Raw genomic sequence first — 22,256 nt, 5'->3', positions numbered from 1 at the left:
GCCCCGCACATCCCCTGGCTGGAACCGGACATCTGCGACCACCTGGAGGAACTGAGCGCGGCCGGCGCCCCCGCCGCCGTCATGGTGCCCATCGGTTTCGTCTCCGACCACATGGAGGTCCTCTACGACCTCGACACCGAGGCCACCGCCAAGGCCGCCGAGCTGGGCCTGCCCGTCCGCCGCTCCGCCACCGTCGGCGCCGACCCCCGCTTCGCCGCCGCCGTGCGCGACCTGCTCCTGGAACGCGCCGCCGCCGAACGCGGCACCCGCCCCCAGCGCTGCGCCCTGGGCGCCCTGGGCCCCTCCCACGACCTCTGCCCCATCGGCTGCTGCCCCGCCCGCACCGAACACCCCGCCGCCGCCGGCGCCGACAGCCCCTACGCCTGAGGAGCCACGCCGGTGCCTCGGGGGCGCGCCGTGCGGGCCGACCAGGCGTAAGGCTTGCGCGGCAGCCGCTCCTGCCGGTGGGGACGCGGGGCCGAGGCCGCCGGCCGTCCCCGTGGCTCTCACGACCGGGGCCGTGTTCAGTGAGAAGGCCCTTCGGGAACGGCCGGACCGGAGGTTCCGGGGAGCGTGGGGGGCGTGGTGCGCGCGGCTCCGGGCGGGAGGGGCGCGGCGGCGAGGCGGCGGCGTGCCAGCGACTCCGCGGCGGCCTCGCGGGGGTGGCGCCTGCGCCAGTAGGGGTTGTCGTGCGACAGCTTGCTGGAGACCCGTCCGTACATGCCGAACGTGAGGATCAACAGGCCCATGAGGAAGCTGAACATCACGTTGGTCATGCCGAAGTCGAGGAAGTTGGCGGGCCGGTCGAGCACGAACAGGTGGTAGAAGCCGCTGAGCAGGAACGAGCCGCCCACGAGCATGTTCACGGTGGAGGCGGTGTTGCCGCCCGCGATCGCACCGGCGAGGAGGGTGAGTCCCGTCAGCACCGAGATCCAGCTCAGTGCGGTGTTGGTGGTCATCCCGGCGATCCGCTCGCCGGAGGTGTCGAAGGGGCTGAGCGCGTCGGCGAAGCCGAGGCAGCCGAACACGAGCAGGATGCAACCGCAGAGGGCGGCGCCCCAGCGATACACGGTGGCGAGGTGGTGGTCCACGGGGAGTTCGTCCTTGAGTCGCACAGCTGTTTCCTTTCTGTCCGTGGTTCCGTCCGTCGCGCGAGGCCGCCGCCGTGCGGGGCGGTTCCGGCGCGAACGGACATGCACCGAGGAACCTTTTGGGGCACTTCAATGCCTTTTACCGGTCGCGAGAGCGCCCGGATGCGCCTCGCCGTCCGGCACCCGGCCGTTCACCCGTCCGCCCCCTCGGGCGGGCCCGTCGCATCCGCCGGCGGGTGTGCGGGGGAAGAGACGGCAGGACGGCTTCGTCGAAGGGCGAGGAGGGACCGATGAGCGACGCGGACGGCACGGCGGATGGCCCGCGAGGGTCCGCCGGGCCCGGTGCGCGGCCGACGGAGTGCGTGTGGGACTACCCGCGGCCGCCCCGGCTGGTCGGTGACGACCGGCACGTGACGGTGACGGTGGGCGGGCGGCTCGTCGCGGACACGCACGCGAGCCTGCGGGTCCTGGAGACCAGCCACCCGCCGACGTTCTACCTGCCCCGCCACGACGTGCGCGCGGAGTTCCTGCGCCCCCGGCCCGGCCGTACCCACTGCGAGTGGAAGGGCACGGCGTCCTACTGGGACGTCGTCGTCGGCGACATGGTCGTCCCCCGCGCCGCATGGAGCTACGAGCGGCCCCTCGACGCCTATGAGGCCCTCCGCGGCCACCTGGCGTTCTACCCCTCCGAAGTGGACTGCGCGGTCGACGGGGAGCGGGTGGCCGCCCAGGAGGGCGACTTCTACGGCGGGTGGATCACCCGCGAGATCGAGGGCCCTTTCAAGGGCGGACCCGGAACGTGGGGCTGGTGAGCGGGTCGGCCGTGACAGCGCGCTCGTTCGGGGGAAGTCCCCTGCCGGGCGGTTTCCCGCGGATCGCTGCGCGCGTTCACGGCCGGTGGTGGTGAGGGGGTTGGCGTCATGCGGCCCGTGCGTCGTCCGCCCGGAGACCACGTCGGGGTGGGGCACGACCGCGTCCGCCGTCGGGACCGGAGCGGGCCGGGTCCGGGGCGGTGCCGCGCGGCCGAACACCGCCCCGACCGCCCCTACCGGGATGCCGACCCCGGGGGCGCCACTGGACTCGCACGGTCACCGGGCGGGTCAGGTGCGGGAGACCGCGGCAGCCGCCGCGGCCGCGTAGTCGCGGACCAGGGGGCGGGTGTCGTCGGCGCGCCAGGCGAGGGCGAAGCGGGAGTCCGAGATGCCGTCGACGGGGCGGGTGACGACGCCGCCGCGGGTGAGGAGGGGGGCGTTGCCCGTGGCGACCAGGCAGATACCGAGGCCGCCGACGAGGGCCTCGTACGTCTCGTCGGCGCTGGCGATCTCCGTCCCGATGACCGGCGGGCGGCCGCCGCGGGCGTCCAGCGCCAGCCAGTGGTCGCGCAGGGCGGGGCCGGTGGCCGGCAGGGCGAGGAAGGGCTCGTCGAGGAGTTCGGCGAAGTCGATCCGTTCGCGGCCGGCCAGCGGGTGGCCTTCCGGCAGGGCCACGAGGCGGGGTTCGGTGGCGACGACGACCCAGCGGAAGCGGTCCGGGTCGGCCAGCGGCAGCCAGACGAAAGCCACGTCGCTGCTGCGGTCGGCGAGGCCTGCCGTCGGGTCCTCCCAGCCGATCTGCCGCAGCCGGATGGTGGCCCGCGGACGGGTCCCGGTGAAGCGCGAGCGGATCGCCGGCAGCAGCCCGCCCCGGCCGGGGCTGGTGCTCATCCCGACGACCAGGGTGCCGTTCGCCTCCCCCCGCGCCGCCCGCACCGCGCCCTCCGCCTCGTCCCACGCGGCGAGCACCGCCCGGGCGTGCGGCAGCAGGGCCGTGCCGACCTCGGTGAGGCGGACGCCCTGCCGGTCGCGGTCGAAGAGCGGGGCGCCGAGCTGCCGCTCCAGGGCCCGGATCTGCTTGCTGAGGGCGGGCTGGGAGACGTACAGCTTCCGCGCCGCCCGGGTGAAGTGCAGTTCCTCCGCGACCGCGAGGAAGTACCGCAGATCCCGCCCGTGCACGTCCGTGGTCATGCCCATGGGCTATCACGGAGGATCTTGGACGGGCAACTCCCTTTGCTGACATGCTCGTTGTGTCACCGCCGGGGGTCGGCGGGTGAGACGTCCCGATGGACACCACGAGGGGGAACACCGTCATGAGCAAGGTATGGCTGATCACCGGCGCCAACAGCGGCTTCGGGCGCGCCTTCACCGAGGCCGCGGTCGCCGCCGGGGACGTCGTGGTCGCCGGCGTCCGCCGCGCGGACGCCTTGGACGACCTGGTCGCCGCCCACCCCGACCAGGTCGACGCCGTCACCCTCGACGTCACCGACCACGCCGCGGTCGACCGGGTGGTGCGCGAGGTCGCCGAGCGGCACGGCCGCATCGACGTCCTGGTCAACAACGCGGGCCGCACCCACGTCGGTTCGGTCGAGGAGACCGGCGACGCCGAGCTGCGTTCGCTCTTCGACGTGCACGTCTTCGGCCCCGCCGCCCTGACCCGCGCCGTCCTGCCGTACATGCGCGCGCGCCGCTCCGGGGCGATCGTGCAGCTCAGCAGTGTCGGCGGACAGATGTCGATGGCCGGCTTCGGCGCGTACAGCGCGACGAAGTTCGCCCTGGAGGGCATGTCGGAGGCGCTGGCAGCCGAGGTCAACCCGCTCGGCATCCACGTGCTGATCGTCGAGCCGGGCGCCTTCCGCACCAGCCTGTTCGGCAACGGCAGCCTCAGCCCGGACACGATCGCCGACTACGCGGACACGGTCGGCGCCACCCGCGCCTACGTGGAGGGCGGCGACGGCGGCCAGGCCGGCGACCCGGCGAAGGCCGCGGCGGCGGTCCTGGCCGCCCTGAACGCGGACGAGAAGCCGCTGCGGCTCGCTCTCGGCGACGACTCCATCGACACGATCCACGCCCACCTGGAGCAGGTGCGCGGCGACCTCGCCGCCTGGGAGAAGGTCGGCCGGGACACCAAGCTGGAGCAGTAGGGCACGGCGGCGGCCCCGTCCGGCGAGGCCGTCCGGGGGCCGGCACCGCGCCCGGCCCGTTCTCAGATCCCCGGGTGGCTGATCAGCCGGTCGTCCTCGGTGGCCGCCAGCAGGCGGCCCGCGTACGCCGCGAGGGCCCGGGCCGGCGGGAAGGAGAGCGGGGGCGCGGCGGGCTCGAACGGGGTGCCGTCGAGGACGGGTGGGCGGGTGAGGAGGCCGTCGGGGCCCAGGGCGTGGAGCCGGGCGCCGAGGACGGTCAGCGTAGACGCCTTGCCCGCCGGGCCCAGGCGGCGCCACGGGGCGTCGAAGTCGCCGGCCGGGCGGCCGTGGAGGGCGTCGTCGTGCGGCGTCACCGCGAAGAGGGTGTTGTCGCACATCGCCAGGGCCGTCGTCCCCTCCGGGACGCGCCCCGCCGGGAGCCACGGTGCGGGGCCCGGCACCGGGGCCCGGTGCACCAGCCGGTCGTCGGCGGTGACCGCGAGCAGGGCCAGCGGCATCGGGTGGGAGGCCTCGCGCGGTGCGGTCAGGCAGCGCAGTTCGGGTGCCGGGGGGCCGACGGCGGGCGGGCACGGGGTCCACGGGAGGTTCTGCTCGGACGGCTCGCGGTGGAGCAGCGTCCGGCCGTCCTCGGCCACGGCGAAGAGCAGTCCCTCGCAGGCGGCGAGCGCCCGCAGCCGGGGCGCGGGGCCGACGGTGTGCCAGGGCGGGGCCGGGACTGCGCCCGAGAGCCGGTCGAGGACGTTGCGGGTGACGCGGTCGACCGCGGGGTCGTGCAGGGCGCGGCCCCAGTTGATGGTGGCGGCGTTGAAGACGGTGCCCGCGCCGGCGCGGAAGACGCCCATGGTCGCCCAGCCGCCCTGCCCGTACGCCCGCCAGTGCCGCAGGTCGGCGGTGGCGAGCACGGCGAACGACCGGGGCGTCCCGTCGCGGCCGGTGGCCCGCGGCACCCCGGCCGACCAGTCCAGTTCGGCCGCGTCCGTCTCGTACCCGAGCGCCCCGCGCGCGAAGGCGTCCCCGTCGCGCAGGCCGGTGCCCTCGAAGGCCCAGTGGCCGGCGAAGCGGACCGTGTACGCCTCGCGGCCGATGAGCGCCATGCCGTCGCCCCACGCTCCGGCGCCCTGCCGGAAGCTGACGCCGGTCATCGTGTTCTCCGGCCGGTCGACCGGGGAGCTGGACCACTCGACGGTGGCCCGCGCCGGGTCCGTGGCCGTGAGGGGATCGGCGGCGGCGTCGCGGTGGCAGACCATGGTGCGGCCCCCGTCCTCCAGCCGGATCTGCCACCAGGCGGTGTTGCCGGCGAAGACGGCGAGGTTCCCGCCGCGCCGCACGAACCCCTCGACGCAGTCCCGCATCTCCGCCGTCCAGTACTCGTCGTGCCCGTTCACGACCAGGAGCCGGTAGGGCGCGAGGAGCCCGGCGCCTTCGTGCAGGTCGAATCCGGAGCAGTACTCGACGGGGCGGCCGGTCCGGTGCAGCCAGCGCAGCAGCGGCTCCTCCCACCGTTCCGGCGGCGGTCCGCCGCCCGGTGCGGCGAGGGGCACCCGTGCCGCGCGGGTGGGCTGTTCCGCGTAGTAGATGCTCCGGCCGGGCTCGCCCGCCCGGTGGTACGCCCGCCAGGTCGGGAAGGGGACGGAGACGAGGACGGAGGAGGAGCCGCCGGGCCGCGCGGCCCGTACGGCGAACCACACCTCGTGCTCCGCGTCCCGCTCCGGCGCGGGCGTCTCGGGGCGGGCGTCGTGGAAGGACGCCCGGTACAGCGAGCTCGGCCACGCCTCCGGGACGTCGAGGGTCCAGCCCCGCCCCGTGACGGCGGCCTCGGCGACGACCCGCTCCCCCACCACGTCCGTGACGACCACCCGGCCCCGGAACCGGCCCCCGTCTCCCGCCGCCACGTGGAACCGCATCCGTCCGCCCTGCGCGCAGGACGTGGTGTCGGCGTGGGCGAGCGGCCGGGGCACCCGCCCGCCGTTCACCGGCGGACCTCCGGTGCCGTGAGGAGCCCGGCCAGCCGGGAGAGCCGCGGCGGCGTGCCGGCGGCGGAGGCGACGACGACCTCCTCGATGCCCCGCAGGTGGGCGTGGATCGTCTCAGGCGGCAGGTAGGTGGTGTCGGCGGTGAGGGTGACGGTCAGCGCGGCCGCGTCGCCGGTCAGGTGGAGGCAGTAGCGGCAGGCCACCCGCTCCTGCGTCGCCGGGAAGTCGAGGACGGTGCGGCGGCGCAGCTCCGCCAGCTCCGCGGGCGCGGGCGGCGGGCCGGTGGTCACGGCCCGGTCCACCAGGCGCATGTCGTTGAAGCAGCAGTACGGATGGACCTCGGCGCCCCGGTCGCGGGCCGCCCGTTCGAGGAGGGCGTCCCAGCCGACCGGGTCGTAGGCGGCGGCCCGGTAGCCGGCCAGCGCGGCGGGCCACGCCTCGGCAAGCAGGTCCGTGAAGACCGCGTCGCCGGCCGGGTCGTCCGGCAGCGGCAGGACGAACAGCGCGTCCTGCGACAGGGTGCTGACCAGGGTGCGCCGCCGCTCCGCCGCCCGGTTGCCCGCGATCGGCATCACCGCCGCGGCCCGGTGGCCCTGGCCGGCGGCGACCAGCGCCGCGGCGGCGGTCAGCAGCACCGTGGAGCCGCTCACCCCGTGGGCGACCGCCACCGCGTCCACGGCGCGCGGCAGGGCCGCCGAGACGAGCCGGCCCGTCCAGAAGCGCGGCCGGAGCGGCTCCGCCACCGGCTCCGCGAACATCGTCGGCGGCGCCTGCGCGAGCCCGCGCTCCCAGTGCGCGAGCGCCGCGTCGCTCGCCCGGCGTCCGGCCGGGCCGTGCTGGTGCCGGGCGAGGTCCAGCGGGGTCTGCGGACAGGCCGGCCCGGCCGCCCCGCGCCGGACCAGCAGCCGCAGGTCCCGTACCAGGACCTCCGCGGCGTGTCCGTCGGCGGCGAGGTGGCACAGGGCGAGCACCGCGTGGGTGATCCGGCCGCCGCTGCACACCGCGCCCAGCCGGACCGGCCACTCCTGCGCGTAGTCGAACCGGTGCCCGGACAGCTCTGCCAGGAGTGCCGCGGCCGTCTCCCCGGCCCGGTCCCGGTCGGGCTCGTCCCGCACGACGAGCCGGGCCCGTCCCTCGGCGTGGAGCCGTTGCGCCGGCTCGCCGTCCTCGGCCACCACCCGGGTGCGCAGCGCCTCGTGGCGCAGCAGCAGCGCGGAGAGGGCCGTGGCGAGGCGGGCGGTGTCCACGGGGGCGCCCCGGTCGGCGAGGGGCAGGATCCTGCCGAGGTTGAAGTAGTGGTCGTTGGGGGCGGTCCGGCCGATCGCGTGCCAGATGGCGCGCTGCCCCCAGGTGAGGGGGGCGTCGCCCGACCGGCCGCCGGCGAAGGGGACGTCCAGGACCTCGTCGGGGAGCCGGCCGGCCCCCGGCGGGGCCTGCCGCTCCGGGGCGGTGCCGGTGGCGGAGGTGCTCATGGCGTGGCCTCCGCGCCGAGCCGGACCAGGCGCTCCGTGAGGCCGTGCAGGCTCTCGGTGTACAGGGTCCGGTCCCCGAGGTCGACGAGGACGCCGTACGTCTCCTCCACGGCGTCGACCAGGCGCAGCAGGGAGAGCGAGCTGACGCCGAGGGCGGCGAGCGGCTCGGTGGAGTCGAGCAGTTCCCGTACGCCGATCAGCCCGTCGGTGGACCGGGACACGAGCGCGGCCACCTGCGGACGGAGCGCCTCCGTGCCGTCGGAGGGGACGGCGGACGGCGGCGGGGCGTCGGACGGCGGGGTGGCGGGCGGCACGGGGGCGGACGGCGACGAGAGCGCGTCCGACGGCCCCGTGTCCGGCGCCGGCGCGCCGGGCGGCAGGCCCCGCGGGTGCTCCGGGGTGCTCATCGGGTCTCCGTCCGGCCGCCGGAGCGCTCGGCGGCCAGGCGCCGGCGCAGGCTGAGCGGGCGGATGTCGGACCAGACGCGGTCGACGTGGGCGACGCACTCCTCCTCGGTGCCGGCGAAGCCCTCGGGCCGCCAGCCGTCGGGCAGCGGGGCGCCCTCGGGCCAGACGGCGTGCTGCTCCTCGTCGTTGACGACGACGGCGTAACGGGTCTCGTTGCTCATGGCTGCTCCTCGCGCAGGGCACGGACGACGGCGGCGACGTCGCGTGCGGTGGGTGTGTCGAAGAAGACGTCCAGCGGGACGACGGCGCCGAGGCGCTCGTGGATCCGGGCGGCGATGGCCGTGATGGTCAGGGAGTGACCGCCCAGGTCGAAGAGGTCCTCGTCCGGTGTGAGGTCGTCGAGTTCAAGGACCTCGCGCCAGATGGCCAGCACGGCGGCGCCGACCGGGTCGAGCGCCTCGTCCGACGGCGGTGCGGCGGCCGGCTCGGGGCGGACGGCCTGCGGCTCCGGCAGGGCGGCGCGGTCCAGCTTGCCGTTGGGCGTCAGCGGGAAGGCGTCCAGGACGACGTACGTCCCCGGGAGCACGGCCGCGGGCAGGGAGCCGGCGAGGAAGGCACGCAGCGCGTCGGGGTGCGGGGCCGTGCCGGAGGGGACGACGTAGGCGGTGAGGCGGCGGTCGCCCTCCGGGCCGTGCAGGGCCGCGGCCGCCTGGGCGACGGCGGGGTGCCGGGCCAGCCGGGCCTCGATCTCGCCCAGTTCGATCCGGTGGCCCCGCAGCTTGACCTGGTGGTCCGAGCGGCCGAGGAACTCCAGGGCTCCGTCGGCGGCGCGCCGGACCAGGTCGCCGGTGCGGTACATGCGGCTGCCGGGAGGCCCGTACGGGTCGGGCAGGAAGCGGGTGGCGGTGAGCCCGGGCCGTCCCCGGTAGCCGTGGGCGACGCCGGCGCCGGCCAGGTACAGCTCGCCGGCGATCCCGTACGGCACCGGTCTCGCGTCGGGATCGAGCACGTGGACGCGGGTGTTGGCGAGCGGGGAGCCGAGGGAGACGGAGCCCCCGGCGGTGAGGGCGGGCTCGGCGAGCGTGGACCAGATGGTGGTCTCGGTGGGGCCGTAGACGTTGACGAGCCGGGTGGCCGCGGCCGTCAGCCGGGCGGCGAGCGGCGCGGGCAGGGCCTCTCCCCCGGTGAGCGCGGTCGGGACGGGGGCGGTTCCGTCGAGGCCGGCGTCGAGGAGCAGCCGCCAGCCGCTCGGCGTCGCCTGCACGTGGGTGACGCCCTCGCGGCGGATCAGGCCGAGCAGCGCGGGCCCGTCGCGGTGGGCGCCCTCGGGGGCGAGGACGACGCGCCCGCCGGTCGTCAGGGGCAGCAGCAGCTCGACGGCGGAGATGTCGAACGACAGCGAGGTCAGCCCCAGCCAGCGGTCCTCCGGGCGCGAGCCGAGGTGCTCGGCGAGGCTCCCGAGGACGTTCGCGAGGGCGGAGTGCGGCACCTCGACGCCCTTGGGGAGGCCGGTGGAGCCCGAGGTGTAGAGGACGTACGCGGGGAGGGACGGGTCGGGGAGCGGGAGGGGCGGCGGGGCGGCGCCCGGCGTCGGGGCGAGGTCCGCGGGGGTGAGGTCGCCGGCGGCCTCGGGAGTGTGGGTGACGCGCAGGGCGAGGGCGGCGTCCTCGCGGACGAAGGCCAGCCGCTCCGCCGGATAGGCGGGGTCGAGCGGCAGGTGGGCGGCGCCGGCGGCCAGCGTGCCGAGGACGGCGACGAGCTGGTCGAGGCCGCGTGGCAGCGCGATGCCGACGAGGGTGCCCGGTCCGGCGCCGTGCCGGGCGAGCGCCGCCGCGGCGTGCGCGACCCGGTGGGTCAGTTCGGCGTACGTGAGGTGGCCGCCGTCCGCGACGACGGCGACCGCGTCGGGGTGTTCCTCCGCCCGGGCGGCGAGCAGCGCGGGGACCGTGCGGGCGGCGAGTTCCGGGCGCGGGGCGGGGGCGGCGAGCTGGTCGCGCAGCTCGTCCGCGTCGAGCAGCGGCAGTTCCCCGAGGGGGGTCGTGGGGTCGGCGAGGGCCGCGTCGAGGAGGCGCGTCCAGTGGCCGACGATCCGGTGGACGGTGTCGGCGGTGAGGCACCCGGCACCGGCCGGGGCCTGCGGGCCGGAGAGGTCCGCGGTCGGTCCGCCGTCCGTGGTCTCGGTCTGCGGGCCGGAGAGGTCCGTGGCCGGTCCGCCGTCCGTGGCCGGGGCCTGCGGGCCGGGAAGGTCCGCGGTCGGTTCACCGTCCGCCCCGGGCGTGGGGCCGAAGGGCGGCGCGGTCCGGAACTGCGCGCTGCCGTGGATCTCGTCCCCGCTGTCCACGAGCTGGAGGTGGAGGAGGTTGCGGACCGCGCCGGGGAAGCCGATCCAGCGCACCCGGGCGGTCACGTCCCCGAAGTCGGGCGCGGGCGCGGCGGGGCGGCGCCGGTAGCTGACCGACAGCGGGGTGAGCGCCGTCCGGGGACCGAGGCCGGGGACCGCCTGCCCCAGGGGGACGGCCCGGTGCGGGTACAGCGTGCGCAGCTCGCCCCGCACCGCGCGCGCCCAGTCCTCGAACGGAAGGCGCCCGGGGTGCCGGTCGTCGGCGGGCCTGACCCGCACGGGCAGTTCGTTGACGGCGAGTCCGACGCCCACCGGTGCGCCGGGCGTGCGCAGGGACAGCTCGATCGCCGTGAAGGGTGCGGGGTCCCCGTACCGGACGAGGAGCGCGTGCCAGGCGGAGAGGAGGAGTTCGAAGCGGGTGACGCCGAGCTTCCCGGCGGCCCGGGCGAGTGCGGCGCAGCGCTCGGCGTCGAGCCGGAACGGCACCTCGGCGCCGGGCGCGGCCACCAGACCGCCGTCCGCGGGCGGCACCAGGCCGGGCAGGACGGGCGCGTCCGGCGCGTACCCGCGCTCCTCCCAGTACGCGCGGGCGGCGGCGAGGGCCTCCGGCGCGGGCGGGTCCGCCGGGGTTCCGGCGGCGGGCGGCAGGGGCTCGCCCCGGTAGGCGGCGGCGAGGTCGGCGACGAGCCGGTCCTTGGACTCGCCGTCGAGGACGAGGTGGTGGGCGACGGCCAGGAGGACGTGGCGCTCGGGGCCGGTACGGAACAGGGTGAAGCGGCAGAGGGGTCCGGTGCCGGCGTCGAACGGGGCCGCGCGTTCCCGTGCCAGGGCGGCTTCCAGTTCGTCGGGGAGGCAGGGGGCGCGGCGGGGGGCGGGGACCTCGCAGCGGCGGACGGAGCCGTCCGGTCCCGGACGGGTCGTGAGCGCCGGGTGGTGGGCGGTCACCGTCCGGCAGGCGCGGTCGAGGGCCTCGGTGTCGAGCGGGCCGGCGAGGTCGAGGGCGACGGCCAGGTGGTAGGCGGCGCCGGTGTCGCGGGTGCGCTCGGTGAGCCAGATGCCGTGCTGGGCCGGGCTGAGCTGGGTCATGGGGTGGCCTCGCGGGGGTCGTGGGTGAGGATCCGGCGCAGCTCCCGCTTGAGGACCTTGCCGCCCTCGTTGCGGGGCAGCGCGTCGAGGAACAGGACGGTCGCGGGGAGTTCGTGGGCGGAGAGGAGGTCGAGCAGGAAGGCCCGCAGGGCGGTCGCGGTCAGGCCGTCGCGGTCGCCGCCGCTGCCCACGGGGTCCGTGCCGCGCGGGACGACGGCGGCGGCCACGACGCTCCCCAGGACGGGGTGCGGGACGCCGACCGCCGCGGCGTCGGCGACGTCCGGGTGGGCGTGCAGCGCGTTCTCGACCTGGAGGGTGGAGACCTTGTGGGCGCCGGACTTGACGACGTCCCGTTCGCGGTCGAGGAGGTGCAGGAAGCCGTCCTCGTCGACGCGGCCGAGGTCGCCCATCCGGGTCCAGCCGCCGTGGAACACCCCGTCGCCGCCGTCCCCCAGGTAGGCGCGCGGGGCGCCGGGCGAGCGGAGCCACAGCTCGCCGGGCTCGCCGGTCGGCAGCGGGCGTCCCGCCCCGTCGGTGACGCGCAGGTCGGCCAGCGAGGCGGGCCGGCCGGGCGACCACGGCCGGGCCGGGTCGAAGAGCAGGGTGATCTGCGCGGGGGCGGCCTCCGTCGAGGTGTAGTAGTTGACGATCTGGGCCGGGGCGAACGCGCGGCTGAGCCCGAGCGCCACCTGCTGGGGCAGGGCGGCGGCCGTCGAGCCGACGAGGCGGACGGTGCCGAGGGCACCGGCCTCGGCGGCGGCCGCCAGCGCCGGTGAGCCGAGGAGTTCGATCGCCATGGCGGGCACCACGAAGACGCTGCCGACGCCGTGCTCGGCGATCGCCCGGAGGAACCGCGCCGGGGTGAACTGCGGTGCGGTGACGCAGGTCGCGTGCGCGTCGAGCGCGTTGACGAGCATGGTCTGGCCGGCGTTGCTGCCCACGGGGAAGGCGTGCAGGAAGGTGCGGGAGTGGCGAAGCGGCCGGCGCCGCTCGTCGCGCGTGCAGCCGTGGGCCAGGTTGGCGTGCGCGGCCACCACGCCCTTGGGCGTTCCGGTGGTGCCGGAGGTGTACAGGATCTGGGCCGGGGCCGCCGGGTCGGGGTCGGGCAGGCGCGGGTCGGCGGGGTGCCCGGCCGCGTCGTCCTCGGTGAGCCCGCGCACGCCCGGCGGCGTACCGGCGGGCAGTCCGGGGCCCGCGTGCACGAGGAGGCGGGCCCCCGAGTCCGTCAGGGCGTGCCCCAGGCCGGCGGGCGGCATCCGGTCGGAGAGGGGGACGGCGACGCCGCCGGCCCGCAGGACGGCGAGGAACGCCACCGCGTACTCCGTCCACCGGTCCGTGCCGAACCACAGCCCCACCCGGTCCCCGGCGGCGAGCCCGGCCGCGCGCAGGGCGGCGGCCAGGGCACCGCTGCGATCCTGCCAGCCGGCGAAGTCCAGGCGCGCCGGTCCGTTGACGATCGCCGTGCGGTCCCCGTGGGCGGCGGCCCGGTGGGCGAGCAGCACCGGCAGGGAGGCGGGCGGGGCAGGGGCGGGGCCCGCGGAGGGGCCGCCGGGCCCGGGGCGACGGCGGGTCACAGGGCGCCCGCCTTCGGCCGGCGGTCGGCGGCGCTCGTCTCCGCGCGGCGGGCCCCGGGGTCCGTGTCCGCGGCGTTCGTCTTCGCCCGGCGGTCCGCCGCCGCGCGGGCCCGCTCCCGCAGGCCGACCAGGTCGTCCGGCTCCGCGTCGGGGACGTCGCGGTCGAAGCGGGCCAGCGACGGCAGCCGCAGGCCGAGGACGACCAGGCCCGCCATCGCCAGGCCGAACAGCACGTACATCAGGGCGATGCCCCGGCCGGGGCCGGTGCCGATGAGCGGCCCGAATATCGGGGCGAGGGCGCCCCCGGGCTCCATCAGCGGCCCGAAGAAGCCGGAGCCGAGCGGGGCGACGACACCGTGGCCCAGGGGAATCGTGGACCAGGCGACCAGCGTGTTGAGGGCGAACACCCGCCCGTGGAACCGCTGCGCGACCTTCGTCTGGACGATCGTCGCGTAGATGCCGTTGACGAGGGCGAGGGCGAAGGACATGCCGAAGGCCCCGAGGGCGACCACCCACAGGTTCGCGCGCAGCCCCGTGACGGCGCCCGCCAGGGCGAGGAGTCCGGCGAGGGCGAGCATGCCGCGCAGCCGGTGGCGGCGCGGCCCGCCCCAGAAGCCCATGGCCACTCCGCCGAGGAGCGCGCCGGCGCCGCCCGCGACCGCGACCCGGGCCGCTCCGCCGAGGTCGTCGAAGGCGAGGACCAGCGGGGTGGTGAGGAGGAAGAGCGGCGAGAGGAAGACGTTGAGCCCGGCGAACCACAGGAGCATCGAGCGGAAGCCTCGGTGCCGCCAGGCATGGGCGAAGCCGTTGCGGATCTCCGCGCCGAGGGACTCGCGCCGGGTCCAGGGCAGCGTGCGCGGGAACCGCACCACGAGCAGGATCCCGATGGCCACGGCGTAACTGATCACGTCGATGACGAGGATGCCGCGCAGTCCGATCGCCGCCATCAGGGCGACGGCGGCCAGCGGCACGACGAACTGGGCCGTGCCGAAGGCGAGCTGGACGATGCCGTTGGCGTGGCCCAGGTAACGCTTGGGCACGAGCTGCGGCACGGCCGAGGCGTACGCGAGGCGCTGGAAGGTCAGCGCGACGGAGAGCACGCCGAGCAGGACGTACACCTCCCACGACCGCAGCTGGCCGGTGAGGAGCAGGACGAGCAGCCCGGCCTGGGTGGCGCCGGCGGCCATGTCGCCCACGAGCATCACCCTGCGCCGGTCCGTCCGGTCGACGAGCGCCCCGGCGAGGGGGCCGACGAGGATGCCGGGGAGCATGGCGACGACCGCGTACAGCGCGTACCGGGCCATGGAGCCGGTCTCCAGGAGGATCCAGATCGGCAGGGCGAACTCGGTGAGCGCGGAGCCGGTGATGGAGGCGAGCTGGCCGCCCGCCACCAGCAGGAAGCGTCCCATGCCGGGTTGCGGGCCTTCGTCCGGCTCCGCGCCGGGAGCCGGACGGTCGCCGCTTCCGGAGACGGGGGCGGGTGCGGAGACGGGGGCGGGTACGGAGGCGTCGGCGGAGGCGGGGCCGGGTGCGGATCCCGGGGCGTCGGCGGGGTCCGTTCCGGGGGTCGCCGGCGCGGCGTCGTCGGCGACGGGGCCGGCATCGCCGTGGAACCACCAGGAGTTCTCCGGGGCCGCGGCGGGCAGCGCGTCGGTCGTGCCGTCCAGGACGGCGCGGTGCACGCGCGTGACGGCCTCGGCGACCTCGGCGGCCCGGTAGGTGATGAAGAAGTGCCCGCCCTCGTCCAGGACGGCCACGGCCGAGCGCTCGGCGAGGAGCAGCCACTCCCGGTAGCGCTCCTGGTAGAAGTCGGCGGCCGGGTCCCGGTCGCCGACCAGCGAGACCAGCGGCGCGCGCAGCCGGGGCGCGCCGTCGGCGACCTCCGCGATGGTCCGGGTGAACCAGTCCTCGGCGGCCCTCGTGTCCCGGCGCATGTTGCCGATGACGAACCGGACCTGCTCCTCGTCGAGTTCGGAGGTGTCGACGCCCATGCCGGTCAGCCAGTTGGCGTAGGTGCGGTCGCCGACCAGCGAGTCCAGGGAGGCGAGCTTCCCGAGGGCGGTGAGGAAGCGGCTGCGCGGCTTCGCGAAGGGGTACTGGGCGCCGGCGTACACGCCCTCCAGCTCCCGGCCGGACGCCTCCAGGGAGCGCGCGACGGCGACGGCGAGGGCCGTGCCCACGGCGCAGTGGCCGTAGACGACGAGCGGACCCTCCACCCGTTCCCGGACCTCCGCCGCGATGCCCTCGGCGAGGTCGTCGAAGGAGAGGCGTGCCTCGGTCACCCCGAGGTCGTGCCCGGGGATGGCGACGGCCCACAGTTCGGTGTCGGGCGGCAGCGCGTCGGCGACGGGCTGGTAGACGACGGCGCTGCCGCCCCCGTAGGGGACGCAGACGAGGGTGAGCCGCCGGCGCTCGGCGGGGACCGCGCGGGTGAGCCGGTGCAGCAGGGAGCGCGGCCCGCTCTCCCGCTCGTCGCGGGCGGCGACGGCGGCGAGCTCGCGGACCGTGCGGTGGGTGAACAGGTCCATGACGCTGATGGGGCGGGCGCCGGCCTCCGTCAGCCGTTTGCGGGCCTTGGCCACGACCTGGGTGGCGAGGAGCGAATGGCCGCCGAGGTCGAAGAAGTTCTCGTCGGCGCCCACCCGGGGCAGTCCCAGGACCTCCGCCCAGATCTCGGCGAGGACGGTCTCGGCCGGCGTCTCGGGCTCGGCCGCCCCGGCCGCGCGGTGGACCGTCGGGACGGGCAGGGCCCGCCGGTCCAGCTTGCCGTTCGGGGTGAGCGGCAGCGCGGGCACGACGGTGAAGGCGGTCGGCACCTGGTGGTCGGGGAGGCTGCGCCGGAGGGCGGCGCGCAGCGCGGCCGGGTCGGGTTCGTCGGCGTCCGCGGCGGCGACGAGGTAGCCGACGAGGCGCTTGTCGCCGGGGCGGTCCTCGCGCAGCACGACGGCGGCGTCCGCGATGCCGGGCTGGGCGCGGAGCGCGGCCTCGATCTCGCCGGGCTCGATCCGCAGGCCGCGGAGCTTGATCTGCTGGTCGATCCGGCCGAGGTGTTCGAGCGTGCCGTCCCGGCGGCGGCGGGCGAGGTCGCCGGTGCGGTAGAGCCGGGAGCCGGGCGGGCCGTACGGGTCGGGGACGAAACGGGTGGCGGTGAGGCCCGGGCGGCGGTGGTAGCCGAGGGCGACGGCGGTCCCGCCGATGTGGAGCTCGCCGGGGGCGCCGGGCGGCACCGGGCGCAGCCGCTCGTCGAGGACGTAGAGGCGGGTGTTGTCGATGGGGAGGCCGATCGGAACGGTCTCCATGGGCCCCGCGCACTCCCACGCGGAGACGTCCACCGCGGCCTCGGTGGGGCCGTACAGGTTGGCCAGGGACAGGCCGGGCAGCCGCGAGGTGAGTTCCCGGGCGGCGTCCGGGGGCAGCGCCTCGCCGCTGCACACCACGCGCCGCAGGCCGGTGCAGCGCTCGACGCCCTCCTCGGAGAGGAACGCGGTGAGCATCGCCGGCACGAAGTGGGCGACGGTGACGCCGGCGGAGACGACGAGGTCGCGCAGGTAGCCGCTGTCCTTCTGCCCGCCGGGCTTGGCGAGCACGATCCGGGCGCCGGTGGCGAGCGGCCAGAAGAACTCCCACACCGACACGTCGAATCCGGTCGGGGTCTTCTGGAGGACGGCGTCGTCGGGCCCGATCCGGTACGCCTCCTGCATCCACTGGATGCGGTTGGCGATGGCCCGGTGGGTGTTGGGGACGCCCTTCGGGCGGCCGGTCGAGCCGGAGGTGTAGATGAGGTAGGCGGTGTCGTCCGGTCGGGGGCCGGCGGGCGCGGTGCGGGCGCGGGGCCACTCGGCGGGGTCGTCGAGGAGCAGGACGCGGGCGGTGCAGCCTTCGGGGGTGGCGAGTCCGCGCTGGGTGAGCAGGACCGGGGCGTCGCTGTCGGCGAGCAGGAACGCCAGGCGTTCGGCCGGGTAGTCCGGTTCGAGGGGGGTGTACGCGGCTCCGGTGCGCAGCACGCCGAGGAGGCCGGCGACGAGTTCCGGCGAGCGTTCGGCGCTGACGGCGACCAGGTCGCCGGGGCCGACGCCCTCCGCGGCGAGGCGGGCGGCGATCCGGTCGGCCAGGGCGTCCAGGGCGCGGTACGTCAGGGCGGGCCGTTCCTCGACGGCGACCGCCACCGCGTCGGGGGTGCGGGCGGCCTGTTCGGCGAAGAGGGCGGTCAGGGTGGTGGCCGGCCGGTCGACGGCGGTGTCGTTGAACCGCTCGGTCTCGAACGCCCGCTCGTCGTCGGTGAGGGCGTCGAGGGCGGAGAGGGGGACGTCGGGCGTGGTGGCGACGGCGTCGAGCAGCCGTCCGAGGTGGGAGGCGAGGGCGGCGACGTCCTCCTCGGCGAACAGGTCGGTGTTGTAGTTGAAGGAGCCGTACAGGCCCTCGGGCCATTCCTGGAGGAAGAGTTCGAGGTCGAACCGCGTGCCGCTCGCCCGGACGCCGAACGGCTCCACGGTGATGGGCGGTTCGAAGCCGGTGTCGTCGCGCTGGACGGCGTAGTTCTGCACGGCGAGGACGGCCTGGAAGACCGGGGGCCGCGAGACGTCCCGGGGCACGTTCAGCTCGCTGACCAGTTGGGCGAACGGCAGCTCCTGGTGGGCGTACGCGTCGAGGCAGGTCTCGCGGGTGCGGCGGACCAGCTCGGCGAAGGACGGGTCGCCCTCCAGCCGGGCGGGCAGCGCGAGCACGTTGACGAACATGCCGACCAGCGGCTCCAGTTCGGGCTCCGGGCGGCCGGCGACGGGCGAGCCGACGGCGAAGTCGCGCCGCCCGCCGTAGCGGGACAGCAGGACCTGGAACGCGGCCAGGAGCACCATGTGCGGGGTGGCGTCGTGCCGGTCGCCCAGGGCGGTCAACCGGTCGAGCAGCGGCCGGTCCACGGAGAAGGCGTATCCGGCGCCCTCGAAGGTCTGCCGGGGCGGCCGGGGCCGCGAGAAGGCCAGCTCCAGCGGCTCGACCCCGCCGAGTTCGCGTCCCCAGTGCGCGAGTTCGGCGGCGAGCCGCTCACCGCTCAGGCGCTCGCGCTGCCAGAGGGCGAAGTCGCCGTACTGCACGGCGAGTTCCGGGAGCGGGTCCGGTGCGCCTGCCACCCGTGCCGCGTAGCCGCGCAGCACCTCGCCGAGCAGCACCTCGCTCGACCAGCCGTCGCTCACGCTGTGGTGGACGAGCAGCAGGAGGACGTGGTCGTCGTCGGCGAGCCGCACCAGCAGCGACCGGAACAGCGGCCCGTCCTCCAGGTCGAAGGGGACCGCGGCGGCCTCGTCCACGATCCGTTCGGCGGCGGCTTCGCCGTCCGCCTCCACCCGGGTGAACGCGGCCGGCGCCGGCGGGTCGACGACGAGCAGCGGACGTCCGTCCTCGGTGGCCGGGTAGCGGGACCGCAGCGTCTCGTGGCGGGCGACGCTCGCGTCGAGCGCGGCCCGCAGGGCGTCGGTGTCCAGGGGGCCGCGCAGCCGCCGTACGACGGGGATGTTGTACGCGGAGGTGCCGGGCGCGAACTGCTCCATGAACCAGAGGCGTTCCTGGGCGAAGGAGAGCGGTACGGGTGTTCCCGGGGCGCGGCGGGGAATGACGGCCGTCGGCTTCGCCCGGGACGCCAGCCGCCGCCGGAGGAGCTCGCGCTTGGCGTCGGAGAGGGCGGGCGCGGCGGAGCCGGAGGCCGGGGGCCGACCGGCCGGAGTCGTGGCGCCGGGAGTCGACGGGGGCGCCGTCGCCGGCCGGGGTGCCGGGGGCGGGTCGGCCGGGGCCGTGGTGTCGGTGGGGCTCATGGGGTCGGTCGGCTTCCTTCCAGGGCGTCCTGGGCGGCCAGGAGTTCGACGGCGGCGGCCTCGGACAGGGTGTCGATCTCGGCGGCCAGGGCGGCTTCGACGGCCTCGGCGAAGGCGGCCACCGTGCGGTGGGTGAAGAGCGCGCGGAGCGGGACGGACAGGTCGATCGCGGCGCGGACGCGGGCGACGACCCGGGTGGCGAGGAGGGAGTGGCCGCCCAGGGCGAAGAAGTCGTCGTGCGCGCCGATGCCGTCGACGCCCAGGACCTCGCCCCAGACGTCGGCGACGAGTTCCTCGGCCTCCGTGCGCGGCGGTACGCGGGCGGGCCGGGGGGCGGCGGCCGCGTCGGGCGCCGGCAGCGCGGCCCGGTCGAGCTTTCCGTTCGGGGTGAGCGGCAGCGCGTCCAGGAGGACGAAGGCGTGGGGGACGGCGTGCGGGGGCAGCACCGCGGCGAGTCCGGCGCGCAGGGCGTCCGCGCCGGGTGCGGGAGCGTCCGGGACGGGGACCACGTGGGCGACGAGGACGTCCCCGCGCGCGGTGACCGCCGCCCGCGCCACGCCCGGCAGTGCGAGGAGCGCGGCCTCCACCTCCCCGGGCTCCACCCGGTAGCCGCGCACCTTGACCTGGTCGTCGACGCGTCCGAGGAACTCCAGTGCCCCGTCGGCCCTGCGCCGGACCAGGTCGCCGGTCCGGTAGCGGCGGGCGCCCGGCGGCCCGTCGGGGTCGGGCACGAAGGCGCGGGCGGTCGCGCCGGGCCGGCCCAGGTAGCCGTCGGTCACTCCGGCGCCGCCGATGACGAGCTCCCCCGGGGTTCCGGGGGGCACCGGGCCGCCGTGCCGGTCGAGGACCGCGACGGTGGTCGCCCCGATCGGACGTCCGATCGGGGGCCGGGCGGTGGCGTCCTCGTCGCCGAGGACGGCCGTGGTCGCGATGATCGTCGTCTCGGTGGGTCCGTAGGAGTTGACGAGCCGCACCCGGTCGCCGAACCGCGCCCGCCAGGCCGCGACGGCGTGCGGCTGGACCTGGTCGGCGCCGAGGATCAGCAGGCGCAGCCGGTCCGGCCAGGGGGTCTCGTCCAGGTCGGCCACCAGGTGGTGCCAGTAGGGCGTGGGCAGGTCGAGGACGGTGACGCCGGCGGCGTACGGTTCGGCCAGCTGGTCGGGCAGGGTGGCGTCGGGCCGGGCGGTGACGAGGACGGCGCCCGCGGCCAGGGCGGGGAACAGCTCCTCGGCGCTGGTGTCGAAGGAGAGCGTGGCGTACTGCAGCACGCGGTCGTCGCCGGTGAGGCCGTACCCCTCGCGCATCCAGGCGACGCGCGCGGCGAGCGCCCGGTGCGGCACGAGCACGCCCTTGGGCGTTCCCGTGGAGCCGGAGGTGTAGATGAGGTACGCCGGGTCGTCGGGGCCGGCCTCGTCGCCGGTGGACGGCTCGGACGGGGCGGCCGGTACGGGCTCCGCCGGGCCGGGGAGCAGGGACAGGACCGGCGTCCCGCGGGGGGCCCCGTCGACGGATCTGTCGTGGGTTCCCTCGGGGAAGCCGTCGGGCAGGGTCCCGTCCGGGGTGACGAGCAGCGCGGCGCCGCTGTCGGCGAGCATGAGGGCGAGCCGGGAGGCGGGGTACGCGGGGTCGAGCGGGAGGTAGCCCGCGCCGAGGCGCCAGGCGGCGAGCATGGCGACGACGGCCCGCGGGCCCCTGGGCAGGCAGAGCGCGACCAGGTCGCCGCGGGTGACGCCGCGCGCGGCCATCCGGGCGGCGAGCGCCCGGGAGGCGTCGGCGAGCGCGCCGCGGGTCAGGGTCTCGTCGGGCCCGACGACGGCGGGGGCGTCGGGCCGCTCGGCCGCCGCCCGGTCGACGGCCCGGAGGACGGTCGGGGCGGCAGGCCCGGTGAGGGCGGGGCCGCGGGCCCCGTCGGCGAGGAGGCGGAGTTCGTCCGCGTCGAGGAGGGGGAGGCGGTGGACCGGGGTCTCCGGGGCGGCGAGCGCGCCCCGGAGGAGGGTTTCGAAGCGGGACGCGAACGCGGCGGCGGTACGGGCGTGCAGCAGGTCGGTGCGGTAGCCGAAGACGGCGTGCAGGTCGTCCCCGTCCGGTCTGAGGTCCAGGCCCAGTTCGAACTTGGCGGCGGTGTGCCCGCCGTCGGTCTCGGCGCACGTCAGGTCGGCGAAGTCCTGCTCGCCGAGCGCGCCGCCCTCGTGGGTGTGGACGGCGAGCAGGGTCTGGAAGACGGGCGTGCGGCTCGCGTCGCGCTCGGCACCCAGTTCTTCGGTCAGGCGCTCGAAGGGGACGCGCCGGTGGGTGAGCGCGCGCAGCCAGTCGGACCGCGTCCTGCGCAGCGCCGCGGTGAAGGTGGGGGCTCCGGCGAAGTCGGCCCGCAGGACGAGGGCGGAGGAGAAGTAGCCGATCGTCCGTTCGCTGTCGACGGTGTCGCGCGCGGCGGTGGGCACGCCGACGCAGAAGTCGTCCTGCCCGGTGCTCCGGTGGAGCACGCTCGCGTAGGCGGTGGCGAGGACCATGAACGGCGTGACGCGGTGGGCGCGGGCGAAGGAGTCCAGGGCGGGCCCGATCCCCCGCAGCACCCGGGTGTGGTACGCGCCGGAACTGCTGGGCGCGGCCGGCCGGGGCAGGTCGAGCGGCAGCTCCAACGCGGGCGCCCCGGCCAGGTGTTCGCGCCAGTGGGCCAGTGCGGCGGCGGCCTCGGGGCCGTCGAGCCAGGCGCGTTCGGCGGCGGCGTGGGCCCGGTAGGAGGGCACGGCGGGGAGCGAGGGGACGCGGCCTTCCCGGTAGGCCGCGTAGTGGTCGGCGAGTTCGGCCCGGAGCAGCCCGAGCGACCAGCCGTCCGCGGCGATGTGGTGCAGGACGAGGCAGAGCAGGTGCTCCTCGTCGCCGGTGCGCAGCAGTGCCGCCCTGAGCACCGGCCCGGTGGCCAGGTCGAATCCCGCGTTGGTGAGCGAGGCCAGTGTCCCGGCGGTCTCCCGCGTGCCGGCGCCCCGCAGATCGATCCGGTCGAGGGGGACGGGCCGGGGGTCGTCCACGACCGCCGACGGGCGTCCGTCCGCGGCGGGGAACCGCGTGCGCAGGGCCTCGTGGCGGGCCACGACGGCGTCGAGCGCCCGCCCCAGCGCCGCGGGGTCGAGCGCGCCGCCGAGGCGCAGCACGTACGGGATGTTGTACGCGGGGTCTCCCGGCTCCAGCTGGTCGAGGAACCAGAGCCGTTCCTGCCCGACGGACAGCACCCCGGCGTTCCCGTCCACGACGCCGGCCGGCGACTCGACTCCCGAGGTCACTGCATGGACTCCTGTTCGACGCGGGGCGCGACGCCGCCGAGGGCGCCGCGCGGAAGGGAACCGGGCGTACCCGAAAGGAACGGTTCCGGACATGGAGAGAGGGGGTGTCCGGGGGAACAGGAGCCCTCGTGGGGCGGCCGCCGCGACGACGCCGATGCTAGGGAGCGGCCCGAGCCGAGGTCAATGGTCTGGACCATCCGATCGCGACGCCTTCCGGCGGGGGAGGCCGGTAGCCACAGCTGGGAGCGCCGGACGGAGCGCCGACTTCGGC

The 22,256-nt window shown here is 76.7% G+C and carries 13 protein-coding genes; 3 read left to right on the top strand and 10 right to left on the bottom strand.

Annotation, left to right across the window (positions count from 1 at the left end):
- On the top strand, nucleotides 1-387 hold a 387-nt coding region (locus tag ACFW6A_RS21905), incomplete at its 5' end, for a ferrochelatase (RefSeq protein WP_386642159.1).
- Between the two features lie 137 nt (nucleotides 388-524).
- Here ACFW6A_RS21905 and ACFW6A_RS21900 read toward each other — a convergent pair.
- Nucleotides 525-1,115 (bottom strand): DUF4383 domain-containing protein, encoded by a 591-nt coding sequence (locus tag ACFW6A_RS21900; RefSeq protein WP_386482142.1) that lies wholly within the window; start codon nucleotides 1,113-1,115, stop codon nucleotides 525-527.
- 266 nt (nucleotides 1,116-1,381) lie between these two features.
- Here ACFW6A_RS21900 and ACFW6A_RS21895 point away from each other — a divergent pair, with 266 nt between their 5' ends.
- A complete protein-coding gene (locus tag ACFW6A_RS21895; protein ID WP_351855291.1) occupies nucleotides 1,382-1,903 on the top strand; it encodes a DUF427 domain-containing protein in 522 nt (173 codons plus the stop codon).
- Between the two features lie 288 nt (nucleotides 1,904-2,191).
- Here ACFW6A_RS21895 and ACFW6A_RS21890 read toward each other — a convergent pair whose 3' ends face one another.
- Nucleotides 2,192-3,094, bottom strand: coding sequence for a LysR family transcriptional regulator (locus ACFW6A_RS21890; RefSeq protein ID WP_386482138.1), 903 nt, complete (start codon nucleotides 3,092-3,094; stop codon nucleotides 2,192-2,194).
- Nucleotides 3,095-3,216: 122 nt separating this feature from the next.
- On the opposite strand from ACFW6A_RS21890, the gene ACFW6A_RS21885 reads away from it, so the two are divergent.
- A complete protein-coding gene (locus tag ACFW6A_RS21885; RefSeq protein ID WP_351855286.1) occupies nucleotides 3,217-4,047 on the top strand; it encodes an oxidoreductase in 831 nt (276 codons plus the stop codon).
- 62 nt (nucleotides 4,048-4,109) lie between these two features.
- On the opposite strand, the gene ACFW6A_RS21880 is transcribed toward ACFW6A_RS21885, so the two are convergent.
- The 8 genes from ACFW6A_RS21880 to ACFW6A_RS21845 form a co-directional block, all read right to left on the bottom strand.
- Nucleotides 4,110-5,951, bottom strand: a complete 1,842-nt coding sequence (locus ACFW6A_RS21880; RefSeq protein WP_386482145.1) for a N,N-dimethylformamidase beta subunit family domain-containing protein — start codon at nucleotides 5,949-5,951, stop codon at nucleotides 4,110-4,112.
- A 65-nt stretch (nucleotides 5,952-6,016) separates the two neighbouring features.
- The gene (locus tag ACFW6A_RS21875; protein WP_386482134.1) at nucleotides 6,017-7,492 is read right to left on the bottom strand and encodes a condensation domain-containing protein; all 1,476 of its coding nucleotides are present in this window, start codon (nucleotides 7,490-7,492) and stop codon (nucleotides 6,017-6,019) included.
- A complete protein-coding gene (locus ACFW6A_RS21870; protein WP_386482131.1) occupies nucleotides 7,489-7,899 on the bottom strand; it encodes an acyl carrier protein in 411 nt (136 codons plus the stop codon). The genes ACFW6A_RS21875 and ACFW6A_RS21870 overlap by 4 nt, the downstream gene beginning before the upstream one ends.
- The gene (locus tag ACFW6A_RS21865) at nucleotides 7,896-8,120 is read right to left on the bottom strand and encodes an MbtH family NRPS accessory protein (RefSeq protein WP_351855279.1); all 225 of its coding nucleotides are present in this window, start codon (nucleotides 8,118-8,120) and stop codon (nucleotides 7,896-7,898) included. The genes ACFW6A_RS21870 and ACFW6A_RS21865 overlap by 4 nt, the downstream gene beginning before the upstream one ends.
- The gene (locus tag ACFW6A_RS21860) at nucleotides 8,117-11,326 is read right to left on the bottom strand and encodes an amino acid adenylation domain-containing protein (RefSeq protein ID WP_386642156.1); all 3,210 of its coding nucleotides are present in this window, start codon (nucleotides 11,324-11,326) and stop codon (nucleotides 8,117-8,119) included. The genes ACFW6A_RS21865 and ACFW6A_RS21860 overlap by 4 nt, the downstream gene beginning before the upstream one ends.
- The gene (locus tag ACFW6A_RS21855; RefSeq protein WP_386482126.1) at nucleotides 11,323-12,900 is read right to left on the bottom strand and encodes a class I adenylate-forming enzyme family protein; all 1,578 of its coding nucleotides are present in this window, start codon (nucleotides 12,898-12,900) and stop codon (nucleotides 11,323-11,325) included. Before ACFW6A_RS21855 ends, ACFW6A_RS21860 begins: the two co-directional genes overlap by 4 nt.
- The gene (locus ACFW6A_RS21850; protein ID WP_386642153.1) at nucleotides 12,897-18,704 is read right to left on the bottom strand and encodes an amino acid adenylation domain-containing protein; all 5,808 of its coding nucleotides are present in this window, start codon (nucleotides 18,702-18,704) and stop codon (nucleotides 12,897-12,899) included. Before ACFW6A_RS21850 ends, ACFW6A_RS21855 begins: the two co-directional genes overlap by 4 nt.
- Complete coding sequence (locus ACFW6A_RS21845; RefSeq protein WP_386642150.1) at nucleotides 18,701-21,985, bottom strand: amino acid adenylation domain-containing protein; 3,285 nt, start codon at nucleotides 21,983-21,985, stop codon at nucleotides 18,701-18,703. The genes ACFW6A_RS21850 and ACFW6A_RS21845 overlap by 4 nt, the downstream gene beginning before the upstream one ends.
- Nucleotides 21,986-22,256: the final 271 nt, after the last annotated feature.

It is taken from the genome of Streptomyces sp. NPDC058758, assembly GCF_042746075.1.
GTDB lineage: Bacteria > Actinomycetota > Actinomycetes > Streptomycetales > Streptomycetaceae > Streptomyces.
The sequence above is the reverse complement of the archived record's forward strand: the minus strand, read 5'-3'. Positions and strand labels throughout refer to the sequence as shown.

Bases quoted from the DNA above. Each gene is read 5' to 3' on its own strand.
- ACFW6A_RS21895 (WP_351855291.1), top strand. From the start codon at position 1,382: ATGAGCGACGCGGACGGCACGGCGGATGGCCCGCGAGGGTCCGCCGGG.
- ACFW6A_RS21850 (WP_386642153.1), bottom strand. From the start codon at position 18,704: ATGAGCCCCACCGACACCACGGCCCCGGCCGACCCGCCCCCGGCACCC.
- ACFW6A_RS21885 (WP_351855286.1), top strand. From the start codon at position 3,217: ATGAGCAAGGTATGGCTGATCACCGGCGCCAACAGCGGCTTCGGGCGC.
- ACFW6A_RS21870 (WP_386482131.1), bottom strand. From the start codon at position 7,899: ATGAGCACCCCGGAGCACCCGCGGGGCCTGCCGCCCGGCGCGCCGGCG.
- ACFW6A_RS21875 (WP_386482134.1), bottom strand. From the start codon at position 7,492: ATGAGCACCTCCGCCACCGGCACCGCCCCGGAGCGGCAGGCCCCGCCG.
- ACFW6A_RS21890 (WP_386482138.1), bottom strand. From the start codon at position 3,094: ATGACCACGGACGTGCACGGGCGGGATCTGCGGTACTTCCTCGCGGTC.
- ACFW6A_RS21865 (WP_351855279.1), bottom strand. From the start codon at position 8,120: ATGAGCAACGAGACCCGTTACGCCGTCGTCGTCAACGACGAGGAGCAG.
- ACFW6A_RS21880 (WP_386482145.1), bottom strand. From the start codon at position 5,951: ATGCGGTTCCACGTGGCGGCGGGAGACGGGGGCCGGTTCCGGGGCCGG.
- ACFW6A_RS21860 (WP_386642156.1), bottom strand. From the start codon at position 11,326: ATGACCCAGCTCAGCCCGGCCCAGCACGGCATCTGGCTCACCGAGCGC.